The organism is Staphylococcus massiliensis CCUG 55927 (assembly GCF_000298075.1).
Taxonomy (GTDB): Bacteria; Bacillota; Bacilli; order Staphylococcales; family Staphylococcaceae; genus Staphylococcus; species Staphylococcus massiliensis.
On sequence record NZ_JH815594.1, the window covers coordinates 173,431 to 190,003 of the forward strand.

The 16,573-nt window shown below is 39.4% G+C and carries 9 protein-coding genes; 5 read left to right on the top strand and 4 right to left on the bottom strand.

What is annotated here, in order from left to right; all coding sequences use genetic code 11:
- The first annotated feature begins 175 nt into the window (after positions 1-175).
- A complete protein-coding gene (locus A33S_RS0109550) occupies positions 176-1,579 on the top strand; it encodes an NAD(P)H-binding protein (protein ID WP_238101239.1) in 1,404 nt (467 codons plus the stop codon).
- Between the two features lie 18 nt (positions 1,580-1,597).
- On the opposite strand, the gene A33S_RS0109555 is transcribed toward A33S_RS0109550, so the two are convergent.
- Positions 1,598-2,071, bottom strand: a complete 474-nt coding sequence (locus A33S_RS0109555) for a MarR family transcriptional regulator TcaR (protein WP_017176790.1) — start codon at positions 2,069-2,071, stop codon at positions 1,598-1,600.
- Positions 2,072-2,233: 162 nt separating this feature from the next.
- Between A33S_RS0109555 and A33S_RS0109560 the strand changes: the two genes are divergently transcribed.
- Positions 2,234-3,202 carry a YdcF family protein gene (locus A33S_RS0109560; protein ID WP_026048997.1) on the top strand — a complete coding sequence of 323 codons (969 nt, stop codon included), beginning with the start codon at positions 2,234-2,236 and terminating at the stop codon, positions 3,200-3,202.
- Positions 3,203-3,455: 253 nt separating this feature from the next.
- Here the strand turns inward: A33S_RS0109560 and A33S_RS0109565 are convergent, their stop codons facing one another.
- From A33S_RS0109565 to A33S_RS0109575, 3 genes are all read right to left on the bottom strand, one after another.
- Entirely contained in the window at positions 3,456-4,475 is a 1,020-nt protein-coding gene (locus A33S_RS0109565; protein WP_017176792.1) for a PTS sugar transporter subunit IIC, read from the bottom strand.
- Positions 4,476-4,697: 222 nt separating this feature from the next.
- Positions 4,698-5,369: an ABC transporter ATP-binding protein gene (locus tag A33S_RS0109570; protein WP_017176793.1), complete on the bottom strand. Its 672-nt coding sequence runs from the start codon at positions 5,367-5,369 to the stop codon at positions 4,698-4,700.
- On the bottom strand, positions 5,369-6,415 hold the full coding sequence (locus A33S_RS0109575) for an ABC transporter permease (RefSeq protein ID WP_017176794.1): 1,047 nt from the start codon (positions 6,413-6,415) through the stop codon (positions 5,369-5,371). The genes A33S_RS0109570 and A33S_RS0109575 overlap by 1 nt, the downstream gene beginning before the upstream one ends.
- A 161-nt stretch (positions 6,416-6,576) precedes the next feature.
- Between A33S_RS0109575 and A33S_RS0109580 the strand changes: the two genes are divergently transcribed.
- The 3 genes from A33S_RS0109580 (at position 6,577) to A33S_RS0109590 (ending at position 16,444) form a co-directional block, all read left to right on the top strand.
- Positions 6,577-7,257 (top strand): response regulator transcription factor, encoded by a 681-nt coding sequence (locus A33S_RS0109580; protein ID WP_017176795.1) that lies wholly within the window; start codon positions 6,577-6,579, stop codon positions 7,255-7,257.
- A complete protein-coding gene (locus A33S_RS0109585; protein WP_009382951.1) occupies positions 7,250-8,641 on the top strand; it encodes a sensor histidine kinase in 1,392 nt (463 codons plus the stop codon). Before A33S_RS0109580 ends, A33S_RS0109585 begins: the two co-directional genes overlap by 8 nt.
- Positions 8,642-9,427: 786 nt before the next feature.
- Positions 9,428-16,444 (top strand): G5 domain-containing protein, encoded by a 7,017-nt coding sequence (locus A33S_RS0109590; RefSeq protein WP_017176796.1) that lies wholly within the window; start codon positions 9,428-9,430, stop codon positions 16,442-16,444.
- The last annotated feature ends 129 nt before the right edge of the window (positions 16,445-16,573 follow it).

A 16,573-nucleotide genomic window follows, 5' to 3' on the forward strand; every position in this document is an offset into this window, starting at 1 on the left:
TTTTAATTTTTTTAAATTATTTTTTAGTATTATCTAAAAGCATTCCAATAAATAAATTCCTTTTAATAAAATAAAAAAAGCTTACAGTTTGAGAACGTTATCATAGGGAAGTTAACAAGTAAGTGACTTTATAAGAGATGTTCAACTATTTTTCATTTCTTTTAAAAAAGGGGGTATGTACGTGGCTAAAATATTATTAACTGAACCTGAAACGCAGCTCGGTTATTTATTACTACAGAAGTTAAAACAAGATTATGAAGTACTCGCGATCACTAACGATGTACCTCTTAGACCAGATGAAGAAAATGTGAAGTGGGTTCAAGCGGACTTATTTTCACTTAGAGAAGCAAATCAAGTCTTAAAAGATATCGATATCGGCATTTATCTCGTGCACTCAATGACACCTAATGCACGCTTAACGCAAGCGAATTTCCAAGATATGGACGCGATGCTCGCTGACAATTTCGCCAGAGCAAGTAAGCGAAATGGTGTTAAACACATCGTTTATCTTAGCGGATTAATGCCGAAGCATAAGATTTTGTCTAAACATTTAGATAGTCGTCGAGAATGCGAGAAGATACTTGGTTCATACGGTATTCCTGTGACAGCCCTTAGAACGGGTATTATCGTCGGTTCGAATGAAACATCATATTCAATCCTAGAAAATATTGTGAAACGTATGCCGATTATCCCGTTACCTAAATATGCACATAATAAGACACTCCCAGTCGCTATGGAAGATGTCATTGACGCATTGAATACAATTGTTAATAGAGAAGCAGACGCCCACAAGATTATCGATATTGGCGTTAAACATCACTACACGTATAAAGAATTATTTAAAATAACAGCACAAATTTTAAAGAAGAAGCGTATTATGTTCGACATGCCGATTATTCCGTTATGGCTATCTAAATTTGTGATTTCTAATATAGTACCTAACGACAAAGCAACCGTTTATCCGTTAATGGATAGTTTAATTCACGATATGACACGTCGTCCTGAGCATACGGAATACCCACTGTCTTACGGAAAGTTAGATTTAATAAGCAGTATTATGAAAACGACTTCTTACCAAATTAAGAAAGTCGATCTAGTGAAAAGGGAAGCACCAAAAGGTGTCAAATCAATTCAAAGGTTTGAAATTCCAACAACGTATACCATGGACGACATCGCTTTAAACTATGGTCGTTATTTACACGCTGTTACGTTATCAATTGTAGATAGTACGATTGAAGAAGATTGCTTTACGATTCGTATACCATTTCTAAACATTCCTATTATTGTGATGGCTAAGGACGTTGAACATTCAAGTCCTGATCGTGTTCTGTACTATATTAAAGGTGGTAAGCTCGCGAATAAAAAAGGTATTGGTAATGCCCGTTTAGAATTTAGACGCATTCTTGATTCAAATGAAGTCATTATTGCGTTACAAGAATTTGAACCCTCACTACCATGGTATGTTTATAAGTATACTCAAGCACTCGTGCATAAAATTGTGATGGATTTATATCGCATTTATCTAAATCATTGGGTCAACAAACATGTTGAAACTCAAACGAAAACCTTGGACACTTAACATATTGTCCAAGGTTTTTTATTTATGTTGCGCATAATTATTTACGTATTCATTGAGGCGATCATCAACTATTTCAAGCACTTGTCTCACGTGATCCACTTCTTCAATAGATAAATCCGAAAGCATTGTTTGTGCTAAATCAGATATAACTGTTTTTGAGTGTTCGACATACGAACGCCCTTTTTCAGTTAACGTAATATACTTATATCGCTTATCTTCTAATGGTCCGTCACTCGTCCATTTCACCATATCTAAATTAATTAATTTTTTTATGCGTCTACTTACAGCTGCCTTATTAACCCCTTGAAACTCAGTGATTTCAGTTAGCGTTAAGGGCTTTTCATACGCTAACAAAGAGATAACGTGAGATTGCTCAGCTGAGATTTGGTAATCAGCGCGAATCGATTGTAGAATTTTGGTCTCAAATGCGTGGATATCATTAATAAATTTACCTAGAAAGTCAATGTGATTCTTAATTTGTTCTTGCGACACGTTGTGACACCTCACTTTTACTCCGAATGTTTAATTTAATTTTACCATTATATTGACTTTATTAAAAAGATTCTTTTCCTAAATGATTAGATTAACCTTTTAAGTTGCACGTTTCGTTAAAGTCCTCTAAATTAAAATTATAACGCGTAAATGAGGGGTTGTATGGCTATATTTCAAATCGCTTGTACGATAATCATGCTTGTGTTGATGGTAACTTTGATGTTTCAATCGCACCGATTTATGAATAATCATACGTACATTTCAACAATTATCTTAGGAATGTGTGTAATTTGCACATATGCTTTCACCTTAAACATACCACTACTCATTGCGGTAGTGACTGCGGTTGCGTTTCTAGGCTCCCTTTTAAAAAGCCCTACCGTCATAAAATCAGAACATGGTCGTGTGATGATTTTTAGAATCATAATGAGATATAGTATGTATCTTTCATTTATTATCGGTTGTCAGATGTTAGTACATCTTAATATATTCATCATAAGTCCACTTTTGAACTGGCTTAGTTATATTGTGATAAGCGCGCTTTTCGCATTTTCAATCTATACATTATGGGTGACGTTCTACTTATATCAACCTTTGAAATGTCGCGTCAAAGCCGTACTTATTTTAGGCGCAGGTATTTATACCGAAACAATTCCGCCCCTTTTGAAAAGCCGCTTAGATCGAGCGTTACAAATCTATCAAAATCAAAACCCTAAACCTAAATTAATTGTGAGTGGCGGTCAAGGCCCAGACGAACCTATTGCCGAAGCACTTGCGATGAAGCGCTATTTAATGAATCAAGGTGTTCCAGTTGAAGCGATTATCACGGAAGCTGAGTCGACTAACACTTATACCAATATGAAATTCAGTAAGCCATATTTAGATCCCTATATTCACGATCATCAACACATACTTTGTGTCACAAGTCATTTTCACATTGCACGCGCTCTAAGACTTGCGGAAAAACAACGCATACCTTTGATTGGTATAGGCAGCCAAACGCCTTACCACTTTTTAGACTATGCGATGATACGTGATTTCTTAGGCTTAATGTATCAATACCGCTTGTTACTGACAGTCTACTTTGCGACATTATTCATACTTTCTTTTATAAAACATCTCCTGTTTTAGAAAGTCTTTAATATTAAATAATACTATAATAAAAAGTTGTTTGTGGTTCTATTTAATTTCCTAAACAGCATGCTTTCCTGGGGCGTGGCTGGAGCCTGTAGTCTCCAGACTCACTCTACTCCCCTAGGAGTCAGCTGTTAGGAAATTAATATTATGGTGCTATTCAAGAACCTACTATATAAAAAGACCCGAGATACGTTTTCTAACGTCTCGGGTCTCGTTTTATTTAGGATTATTTTAACTAAAACGCTACTTATTTCTCAGAGGCTTTTCCTACATGAATACGCTGATCACCTGCATTAATAAGCCCTTTCTTAGACATAAATGTATAAATAACATAACTTAACACAGCTGGTAAAGCGACATAGAAAACGATAATCAACAACCAGGTTTCAATCGTTCCGCCCATGACTTTCACTGTCATAATCGGACCAACTAGACCACTCGTACCCATTCCAGCTCCTGCAGCATTATTCATCATTGGGAAGAATAGCGTCATGATCGGCGCCACTATCGCACTCGCTAATGTCGGTGGCACAATGATAAACGGGTGTTTGATAATATTCGGCACTTGAAGCATGCTTGTCCCGATGCCTAGTGACACGAGCCCACTAATACCATTATCTTTATAACTTGTAACTGCGAAGCCGACCATTTGAGCTGCACAACCTATCGTAGCTGCGCCAGCCGCTAAACCTGATAAATCAAGCATCAGTGCGAGTGCAGCACTCGATATAGGTGCTGTTAGACATAAACCAAAGATTACGGCGATTAAGATGCCCATAATAAATGGCTGTTGTTCAGTTGCCATGATAATCACATTCCCTAAAGACTTCATAAGTGAACTTAAAATAGGCCCGACAAATTTCGCAATTAAACCACCGATTATAAGCGTAAGAAATGGCGTTAAAATAATATCAATCTTTGTCTTACCTGCAAAGAAACGACTTAATTCTACAGTAACTAACGTCGCGATGTAAGCACCAACTGGCCCGCCTTTAAATGTATCGTAACCAAGTGTACCAACGATAATACTTGAAAAGATGACGAGCGGACTAGCGCCTAGACCATACGCAATCGCCCCACCTATAGCAGCCCCAGCAAACTTCATCGCAACTTTACCAATTTCGCTTAAGAACGTGATGTCTATCGCTTGAATTAACGTTTGGCTGCCAATTGTGTCCATAATCAAGCCGATAATAAGCGAGCTGAAGAGCCCTAGAGCCATGAAGTTCAACCCATCTATAAACCATCGATTTAAAACTTTTTTCATCATGATCCCCCTTGTGTCTATATTAAGAATCTCGATAATTATAACATAATATTGTAATCCAGTTTTTGCAATTTAAAAAAGCAACCCCTGTGGGCTCAGGGATTGCATAATGGAAAACATTTATTATTTTTATATGGGTATAATTTAACTTGTCTTTTAATCGGTTTTTTAAAAGTATTATTTCTTATTATTCTTGGTAATTTTAATATGGGCTTACTTATATTACTCAGAAAGAATTTTACCGTCTGATAATTCGATAACACGGTCTGCGTAATCAAATAGACGTTGATCATGTGTAACCATGATTCCAATTGAATTTTGTTTTTTAACTTGGTCTTTAATCATTTCTACAACTTCAATTGCACGACTCGCATCTAAGCTTGCTGTTGGTTCGTCGGCTAAGATAAGGTATGGGTGGTTCATCCAAGCACTCATAATTGCTACACGTTGCTTTTCACCACCAGATAAACTTTTTGGATAAACGTTCATACGGTGATCCATGCCGATTTGAGTTAATAATGATTTCGCACGCGTTTGTGCTTCTTTCTTAGACATACCTGCTTCTTGTCCAACGACTACTAGTTGGTCGATGACTTTTAAATAAGGTAATAAGTGTGATGCTTGGAAAATGAAACCAATGCTATTTAAACGCATGTTTGTTAAAGCACCTTGTGACTGACTTAAATAGGCCTTGTCATCTAATAACACATCACCTGAAGTAGGTGTCATTAATCCACCTAGGATAGATAATAGTGTTGACTTACCTGAACCGGAAGCACCGTTAAGTACTACAAGTTCACCTTCGTTAATTGTAAAGTCAATACCTTTTAATACGTCTGTCTTAGCTTCGCCTGTTCCAAATGACTTTTTAAGATTTTGAACTACTAAACTCATTAATTTGCACCTCCGATTGCTTCGATTGCATCAATCTTGAATACGCGGATGATTGATAATAATGCACCAATAATTGCCACTACGATAAAGATTAAGAATACGCCACCCATGATTAATGGTGTGATGTGGAATGGCATTGTGATTGGCATAATTGCTGATAATCCTAAGATGATGAGTAATGAAATAACAGTACCTAACACTGTGATAAATACGATTTGCATTAATAATGTCATTAATAAATGAGATGTTTTAATACCAATTGCTTTTAAGATACCAATTTCTGATGTTTTTTGAATTGTCATAACATAGAAGAATGCTGTTAATACGATTGCTGTAATGATGAATAAGCTTGCGATCATCATTGTTAATGGTGCTTGTTCTGCTTGGTAACTTGGAATTGCGTCTGTTAAATCTTTCTTGCTTACAACGTGTACGCCGTCGATGTCTTTAACTTTATCAACGTCGCCGTTTTTAACTGGATACATAGATGTTTGAACTGGTTTGATGTCATCCATCATGTCTTCACTTAATAAACCTACTGAGCTGTGTGAGTACATTGCGTCATTAAAGAAACCACTTACTTTTAATGTTTTATCAGCGTCTTTTAATTTAACTTCGTCGCCGATTTCAACGCCTTCTGCTTTAATTTTCTTATTTAATACAACTTCGTTTTTCTCTTTTGGATAGTCACCAGATTCTAAACTTGGACGTTCATTATCTGGTAATGATACGAACATCACATCTTCTTTAAAATCACCTTTTGACAGTGCCTGCATTGTTGACTTCATTGGCTTGCCGCCGATTTCATCTTCAATTTTCTTTTGTTGTTCTGGTGTAATCTTAGACTTTGTTAACTGATCTTCTGAATCATCATGTACGATGAACTTCTCCGATTTAAATTCGTCGATCATTGAGATGTTCTCTCTACCTAACCCTTGTGCTAAACCTGAAATAAATAAAACCATTGTTGCAAGTAAAATAACAATGAGTGTAATTAACATATACTTAAACTTATAGAACTTTAATTCTTTTAAAGCAAGTTTCATATTACTTTCGCTCCCTTTCCTTTTTTTATTGTATCTACACTATATAGTCGCTATGTGAACTGAATATGAACTCATGTCATAAAGTTTCATCTCATATCAAAATTTGTCATTCACTTTTCACAACGTCTATAATGGAATCAATGAGGTAAAGGAGGGACGACATGCCAGTTACATGTTTAATTGTGGATGATGATCCTCAAATTTTAAGATATGTTCAAACCAATATTGAAAAGGAGCATTTTATAGCCGTTACGAAACCAAGTGGCGAAGATGCACTTTCTTACCTTGAATCTAAAGATGTCGACATCGCGATCGTCGATATTATGATGCATGGTATGAACGGGTTTGAATTATGCCAAACTTTAAAAAACGATTATGAATTACCTGTCATTATGTTAACTGCACGTGATGCCTTAACGGATAAAGAACGTGCCTTTCTAGCAGGAACAGATGATTATGTCACAAAGCCTTTTGAAGTAAAGGAATTAATATTTAGAATTAAGGCCGTATTAAATAGATATAATATCAACCATAAACAAGTGCTTGAAGTCGGTGATTTAGTCATTGATGAACCGCAGCTCGAGATTAAAGCACATGGTAAGACGATGATCTTACCGAACAAAGAGTTCATGCTCATTAACATATTATCTGCGCATCCGAATCAAGTGTTTAGTCGTGAGGACCTGATTGAAAAGATATGGGGTTTTGATTATGAAGGTGATGAACGTACTGTCGATGTTCATATTAAACGACTACGTAAACGTTTATCTAAATTAGAATCAAATGTTTCGATTAAAACGGTTCGCGGACTCGGGTACAAGGTGGTAACGTCTGATGTTTAAATCTTTGTACACACGCATCGCGCTCTACACGATAACCGTAATGATTATAAGCGCGTTATCAAGTTTTATATTAGCGAACATTTATTATCATTTTGATTTAAAGGAAAAGAATGACGCCAAAGTCATGGACACGTTGAAGGATTCGAAGCAGTATTTCGGTCGAGAAGAATCTCATGACTTACAACATTACTTCGAACATCTTGGCGATATGAACTATCAAGTGTATACAGTTGATGAACATGGTCAGTCGAGTTCTTATGGTGAACCCTTTAGGAAAATGAATCTAAGTGACGACGATATTAACCAAGTTCTTAATGGCAAGGATTATCATGGTATTAAAGAACGACCGTTTAATATTTTTATCACGGGATTCTTTGATAATGAATCGCGAAATACGGTAGGCACTACCTTTTCAACAAAGGATGGTAAGATTGCGGTGTTTGTAAGACCTGATATTGGTCATGCATTCGGTGAATTCCGTATCTTTCTTATCGTGTTATTAATATTATTGATTGCGATTTCAATTCTGTTGGTTATTGCGTCGACTTATACGATTGTGAAGCCGATTAAACAGCTTAAGTATGCGACAACGCGTCTTATGAACGGCGACTTTAATACACCGATTGAAATTACGCGTAAGGATGAACTTGGTACGCTGCAACAACGCTTTGAAACCATGCGTCTGTCGTTACAACAACTTGATGCGATGCGTCAGCACTTCGTTCAAAATGTGTCGCATGAAATTAAGACGCCGCTGACACATATACATCAACAGTTAGACCTTATGCAAAATGAGAATGACCAGAAGAAAAAAGAGGAACATATTAAAAACATCTATAATATTACGAATCGTTTGAGCGATTTAACGAGACAACTCTTGTTATTATCTGAAATTGATAACGGTGAACATCTCGAATTTAAAGACAGCATCAATCTGAAACATTTAATTCAGTCGATTGTAAGACATGAAAATTATCAAGTTGAGATAAAGTCACTCGTCATTATGTATGATTTAGACCATTTACGTATGCGAGGTAACTATCGTCTGATTTACCAAGCGCTTCAAAATATTATTTCGAACGCAATTAAATATACAGAGCCGTACGGTATTATTGAGGTAAATTTAAAGCGTGAAGAGAATTATATTGTCTGTGAAATTACCGATGACGGTAAAGGTATGACGCAAGAAACGCGGGACCATATCTTTGACCGTTTCTATAAACAAAGTGAGTATAAGGAAAGTAATGGTCTCGGTCTTCCAATTTCAAAATCCATTATCGACCTGCATCATGGTACTATTAATGTAGAAAGTGAAATCGGTGAAGGTACTACGTTTACGATTAAACTACCGTACAATGCGAATGACGAACATACTATTGAATGATGTTTAAATGAGGAGCGACTGCTTTGGGCAGTCGTTTCTTTTTTTATTGGAAATTGGAGATATTGCGGGTCGTTGGTTTACATGTTTTTAGAGTCTGGTAAATTCAAAGCTGTTTCGTTTACACGTTTCTGTTGTCTTGTAAATTTAAAGCCGTTTGGTTTACACGTTTCTGTTTTCTTGTAATTTTAAAGCCCTTTCGTTTACACGTTTCTGAAGTCTTGTAAAATTAAAGCCGTTTCGTTTACACGTTTCTGTTTTCTTGTAAATTCAAAGCCGTTTCATTTACACGTTTCTGTTTTCTTGTAATTTTAAAGCCCTTTCGTTTACACGTTTCTGAAGTCTTGTAAAATTAAAGCCGTTTCGTTTACACGTTTCTGTTTTCTTGTAAATCTAGAGCCGTTTGGTTTACACGTTTCCGAAGTCTTGTAAATTTGAAGCCGTTTCGTTTACACGTTTCTGTTTTCTTGTAAATTTAAAGCCGTTTCGTTTACACGTTTCTGAAGTCTTGTAAATCTAGAGCCGTTTCGTTTACACGTTTCTGTTTTCTTGTAAATCTAGAGCCGTTTGGTTTACACGTTTCCGAAGTCTTGTAAATTCAAACCCTCTTTCTCCTACACGTCCTACTTATCTTGTAAATCCCCCACTAGCGGTACGTGGATCTAAAGGGCTTTTCAAAGAGGGAGAAAATAAGAAACTTTAAACCCACAAAAAAATTCAGTGACTTTCTATTAATATTGTAATAAACTTAGTTTGATATTATATATAGTAATTAAAGGAGTTGGCTTTATGCAACCTTATAAACATAAAACGATTGCCATCACAACGAGTACGATTATTACGGGAATTATTTATACTGGCGTTTATAATCAGACGGCTCAAGCAAGTGAGACGGTGCCGAGTACGAGTGCCGATACGAACCAAGCTTCGAGCACGACGCCTATCTCGAACGACACGACTACTACAATAGAAGAAACAGGACCAGTTACGGTCGAATCTTTAAACAATCTCGATCTGCCTACAGCGTCAACAAACGTTGATAATCCTGCTACTGAAAGCGCGATTGATGCTTCGAATGTCGCATCGAATATCCCTACCACTTCTGAAAATAGGGGCTCTACGCCTACCGCTTCACAAGGCTATACGGAAACGAATCAAGCGATGACAACTTCGACGGCGCCGAGTACGGCTACACGTTCTACACACGACGCAACTACAACGTCGACACCTGCACCGCGTAGAACGGCGCGTAGTGTAGTATCGGATCCAGCAGACGCGACATTAACATCGAACGCGGCAAGTTCCACTAACACAACTAGCGGTTCAAATAATACGGCGCCAACGTCCACGACTAACACGACTAACGCGACGTCGTCTCTTAACAACACGGCTACAGCGACACGTTCAACGACAGCTACGACAACACCTACAACGACGCCGACAACGAACACGACGACACCAGCGCCTACGCCGGTCGCACCACCGACGCCTGAAATTCATACGGTCAAGGTAGATGTAGCTGATGATTGGCCAAGTACGCGTCTTGTATCTGTTACAAGAGGTACACTTCACATACGTCAGAACCTTGGTTACGTTGTCCCAGCTAATACGAACGTGTACGTGCGTTCTACTAAAGTTGTGCCTGGTAAATCTTTACAGCTTGACTTAATCGCGCACGGTAACAAAGAAGATAAAAGTTTAACGTTCTCGTTAAATAATCAATGGCACCATTTTAATGCGCCAGCGAATGCAGCTCTGTTCTTAAGAACGCCACACGACCCTAACTTAGATGCTAGTATTGAGTACTATATCGAGAACGACAATAAAATTCCTATGCCGCACTACTACTATGGTGGCGATAAAGCGCAGTTTGACCAAGAATGGGAAAGATCTCAGGCGCCTTTTGCATTAGTGGAATCGGAAGACGTTAAAATTTTAGTACCATTACTTGACCGTGAGTTTGTTAAAAACTTAGCACCAAGTGACCCTACGTCAAGCGCCAACGCTTTTGATCAAAATTTAGATTACTATAAGAACATCCTTACGAAGTACGATGAGTGGCTCGGTCTTGATAACTCGAATGAATTTCATAGAGATAACAAGCAACAATATTTCGTGCGTCCTGATAAGACAGGTTACGGCGTTGCTTACTATAGTACATACTATGCTGGAACGAACAGTACACACGTGACGCCTTACTTTCAAAAAGGATGGCTCGTTCTACATGAAGTTGGTCATGGATATGACGGATTCATTACGAAGACAATTGCTGCACGTGACATCGGTTTAATCGAAGTTTGGAATAATATTTTCGCGAACCTTTATGTATCGACAGTCGACCGAACGCATGCGGATTGGTTATATCATGGTGATCAGAATGGTTACCAAGCCCGTGAATTAGCTACGTGGCAAGCTGCTAATGGTAATTATACTTACACGGACATGGGCCTACCGCAACGACTTAACGTGATGGCGACACTCGTTCGTGGTACGGGTGTTCAAGGCTTTATTGATTTCAACAAATCACTACGTGAGAATGCGAGTACCGTACGCGTTACTGCGCTTAATGACACGATTGCAGAGAATTGGGGCGGTGTATCTAACTACAACATCGTGCCTTACCTTGAAATGTATGGTATTTACATCAATGACCATGTAAGAGAACGTATCTTTTCAAAGAATCACTCCATCCTTCATCACTTGGCCCTTATGGTAAAAGACCCGTCCGAAAGAGAACGCATTCGTCAAGAACATCAGATGAAGACCGTTTACGATCTCATTTCGACTGAAGCTATCAGTTCAAGTGGTATTACGGGAAGTAATACCGTTACACTTAACTTAAACGGACACACTTTAAGAGATGACGCCGTCGTACATTTAATGGATAAAAATCGTATCGTCGCAACAGCACCGGTCGTGAATCAAACGGCTACTTTCACGAACGTACCTGTTGGTGCTTATAAAATCAGTGCACCTTTCAGTGAGACAGGTGCACTACCTAAGACAAATGTCATCATCGTAAGCGACCAAGATAGTACGCCTGTCACACTCGATTATCCAGCATTAGATGAACATATGTTTAGTAATAAAGAGGAAGTCCTATTGAAAGGGTTAAGTGACCTCACGTTCGCGTCTATGATTTATGACCCTAGCAACAAGACGCTTGAAATAGATGATCGCTTAAGAAAGCCGCATGATTACTATGGTTTAGGTAAATACGCGTCTATCCGCGTTAAATCCCCAGATGGCACAATTAAGTATGAGCGTGATTTCATTGGTAACGTTGAGCGTAAAGGCATGACGCGTCTCACTACGTTAAATATCGAACACGGTGATTTAATTGAGATTTATCACGCTGAACCGGGAAGCCGATTTGCGGTGGTTGATTATGAATCAAGAACCGAAGTGCCACGTTTAGATAGTAGTAAGAAGAATACGACTTACGTCATGACGGAGTACGGTTTAGAAGTTCCTGGTAAGCCCGCACCATTCCCGCGTGTTTACCAAAGTATTGAACAAGAATTAAATCAACTGAGAGCGGATATGGCGGCTCATCCTGAGAATGACTATCGTAAACAAACTGCGGCTATATATCACGATCTTCAGTACTTTGAACCTGAAGTAAGAAACGTCTTAATTGAAACGTACAAAGACGCCTTCGTCAATGTTGAACTTATCGAGGATCTTAAAAAACCTGTTGTGACTAACCCTGAGAACGATGTGATTTATGCAGGTGAGCGTACATTGACACTTGAAGGTACACCTGGTTCTACGATTACCGTGACGATTGAAGATACCCAAACGTCTTATACAGCTGTCGTTGGTGATAATGGTATTGCGACGATTGAAACGGACTCTAATTTGAACCTTGCGCGTAATGTGATTGTGACCGCTTCAAAAGACAATCAAACGACACCGCCTAAAACGTATGAAGTAAAACCAGTTGTGTTAACGAGTGCGACGACAGAGCTGTTCCCGAATACGGATAAAATCAACTTAACCGGTACACCTGGTACAACGTTACAAGCCTATAAAATTGGTTTAGACGGCTCACGCACATTACTCAATACGTTTAAAGTTCCTGAAAGCACGGCAGAAACGACAGATTTTGAATTTCCTTTTACAGCACCACTAAATCCTGGCGAATCAATCTACATCACTGCTGGTAATAATATGGGTGATGACTTTTTAGCTGATGTGGTAAGTATTGTATCGAACACGGGTGACATACATGATAACGAACTCTATAGCGGTTCTGATCCGATTACTGTATTGACGAAACCGAATACGACTGTATCGTTGCTTGATCAGAGTAACCAAGTCATAGGTACCGCTACGTCAAACGCAGATGGCACGGTTACGATTACACCTACACGACCACTCGTGACAAATGAGGACGTTTACTTTAGTACAGGCGAAGGCGACGCTGCGCCAACTTATCTCTATACGGTGCATGCGAATCCGATTACGACGTCGACTGAAGTTCTGCCTTTCGATAGCGTTTATCAAGCACATCCTAATTTAGATGAGGCAACTGGTAATGAAACAGTGTTAACTGAAGGTGCGAACGGTGAACGCGTGACTGAAACAAATACTAAACTTCAAACGACTAGAGTTGTGAGCGAGACTGCCCCTACTTCAAAGGTCATTGGCGTAGACAACGTTCGTGTTACTGAAACTACAGTACCTTTCATAACACGTTACGAAGGCAATCATGATACGTTGATTACCGCACCAGAGGTCGTACGTGAAGCGGGCGCGAACGGTTTAACAACGACAACAGAAACGTATGTCGTTGACCCAAGTACTGGTGCTTTGAGTGCTCCATCATCATCGACAACTACAGTAGACCCGACGACGAAAGTCATCGAAGTGGGTACGAAAGAAGTCATTGAAACGGAGATTCCATATGCGACAATACGACGCTACAATGCGAATTTAAATGTTGGTGCTGAACAGGTAGTAACTGAAGGCACAGTTGGTACGTTAACGACAACACGTATCTATGACGTGAACCCGAATACGGGCGAACGTATTAACCCGACAGATCAAACTACTGAAGTTGCGCCGGTTGAGCGCGTTGTTGAATACGGTCCAAGTGCTTTTGACACGAGATACGAAGCAATGCCGAATGAGGACGCAGCTACAGGTGCGACGACTGTCGTGACGCCTGGTCAGAACGGAGACTTACAAGATTCTGATACATCAAACGACCCTGTGATTGAAGTGATTGGTGTCGATAACGTTGCTGTAGTGGTGACTGACGTACCATTCAACACGGTATACCAAGCAGACGACGCACGTTTGATTACAGAAGAAGATATCGTGTCTCAAGAAGGCGCGAATGGTTCTACCACTGAAAAGACCATTTATGATGTAGACCCTGCAACTGGCTCTTTAACGAATCCAAATGTTACTACGACAAATGTAAGTGCCTCAGACAAAATCGTGTTAGTCGGCACGAAAGAAGTTATCGTTACGGACGTGCCTTTTGCGACAATACGACGCTACAATGCGAATTTAAATGTTGGTGCTGAACAGGTAGTAACTGAAGGCACAGTTGGTACGTTAACGTCAACACGTATCTATGACGTGAACCCAAATACAGGCGAACGTATTAACCCGACAGATCAAACTACTGAGGTTGCGCCGGTTAATCGTGTTGTTGAGTACGGTCCAAGTGCTTTTGACACGAGATACGAAGCAATGCCAAATGAGGACGCGGCTACAGGTGCGACGACTGTAATAACGCCTGGTCAGAACGGCGACTTACAAGATTCTGATACATCAAATGATCCTGTTCCTGAAGTGATTGGTGTCGATAATATAGCCGTTGTGATGACGGACGTGCCTTTCAATACGGTATACCAAGCAGACGACGCACGTTTAATAACTGAGGAAAACGTCGTGTCTCAAGAAGGTGCGAATGGTTCTACCATTGAAAAGACCATTTACGATGTAGATCCTGCAACAGGTTCTTTAACGAATCCTAATGTTACTACGACAAATGTAAGTGCCTCAGACAAAATCGTGTTAGTCGGCACGAAAGAAGTTATTGTTACGGACGTGCCTTTTACAACAGTGAGACGCTACAACGCGAATTTAGATGTTGGTGCTGAGCAGGTAGTAATTGAAGGTACGGTTGGTACGTTAACTACAACACGACTTTACGACGTAAATCCGAATACGGGCGAACGTATTAACCCAACAGAACAAACTTCTGAGGTCGCGCCGGTCGATCGTGTCGTAGAGTACGGCCCAAGTGCTTTTGACACAAGATACGAAGCATTACCAAATGAAGATGAAAAAGTCGGTTCAACGACGATTATTCAAGCAGGGCAAAATGGAGATGCACAAGACAGCGATGCTTCAAACGACCCTATCGTTCAAATCATTGGCGTTGATAACCAAAGTCAAGTTACAGCAACGTTGAAATTCAATACAGTGTATGAAGCAGACACATCAAAACTTATCACTGAACCTGATTTAGTAAAACAACAAGGTGTAGATGGAAGTACAACAACTATCACGACGTATGATGTGAACGCTGACACAGGTGAATTATCGAACCCTACTGTTCAAACACACACCGTTGATGCAGTTGATCACATTGTGGTTGTTGGCGCTAAAGAAGTCCATGTCACTGAAATACCATTTAAAACGGAACGTAGAGTGAACAAGCAATTAGCTGAGGGCGTTGAACAAGTTGTTCAAGAAGGACGTGTAGGCTCAGTTGTAGAAACCGTGATTTATCAAGTAGACCCTCGTACGGGTGCACGTACAGAAGCAACACATTCATCAAAACAAACAGATGCCATTGATCGCATCGTTGAATACGGCGAAGCGGTCGTGAAACCTGAAGTAGTTGAACCTAACGTACCTTTAGAGACAGAAAAGCCTGCAGAGGAAAGTAAGCCTGATGCGCCAGTTGAAGCGGAAAAACCTGGTGAAGATGTTACGCCTGAAGCTCAAGTGGAAACGAATCAGCCGAGTGAAGAAGTGAAGCCAGAGGTACCAGGTGAAGCAGAACAACCTACTGAAGCGGGTAAACCTGAGAAGCCTGTTGAAGAACCAGCGAAACCTGAAGTTCCAGTTGAGGAAAGTAAACCATCTGAGACAGTCCAACCGGAAGTACCTGTTAAAACTGAGAAACCATCTGAAGACGTAACGCCAGAGGCTCCGGGTGAAACAGAAAAACCTTCAGAACAAGTGAAACCTGAAGATCCAGCTAAAAATAATCAACCGACTGAGGAAACAAAACCTGAGGCAAATGGTAATACTGAGCAACCAACTGAAGCGGAAACGCCAGATCAACCTAAAGAAGATATCTCTACAACTGAAAAGCCGTCTGAAACAGGTACACCAGAGCAACCTACAAAACCTGAAACACCGAAAGATAAAGTTGAGGTTGAACAGCCTAAAGAACCACAACAACCTATCGTAGACTTAACAAAACCTGATGAAGAGACTGAAGAGACTGAGATCCCTTCTACCGTTAAACCAAATATGTGTGAAACAAAGACGCCATTAAAACCAGTCATCACGCAAACTGGATTAACGCAAGAAGATACGACTTCAAATCTTGTACACCCTAAAGCGAAATTTGTTAGCCCTACTTTTAATCAGGTAACGCATCTAACTTACAATAAAGAACATGTATCTTTCAGCAACAAACATATCAAGAATAATCAAGAAAGTTTACCTGAAACTGGTCAAACTCAATCAGATAAGACGACGTTATGGTCTCTATTAGCCTTTGTTTTAGGTATAACGTTTATCAAATCTCGACGTAAACGTCGTCAATAACACAAAAATCCCGAGTACAAACTGTACCCGGGATTTTCTTAAATTTAGCTTAATAATGTACCGCCTTCGCTTAAACGTAGGCTCTTAGAAATACGTTCGTTAATTTCGTTAAATAAATCTTCGTCCGTT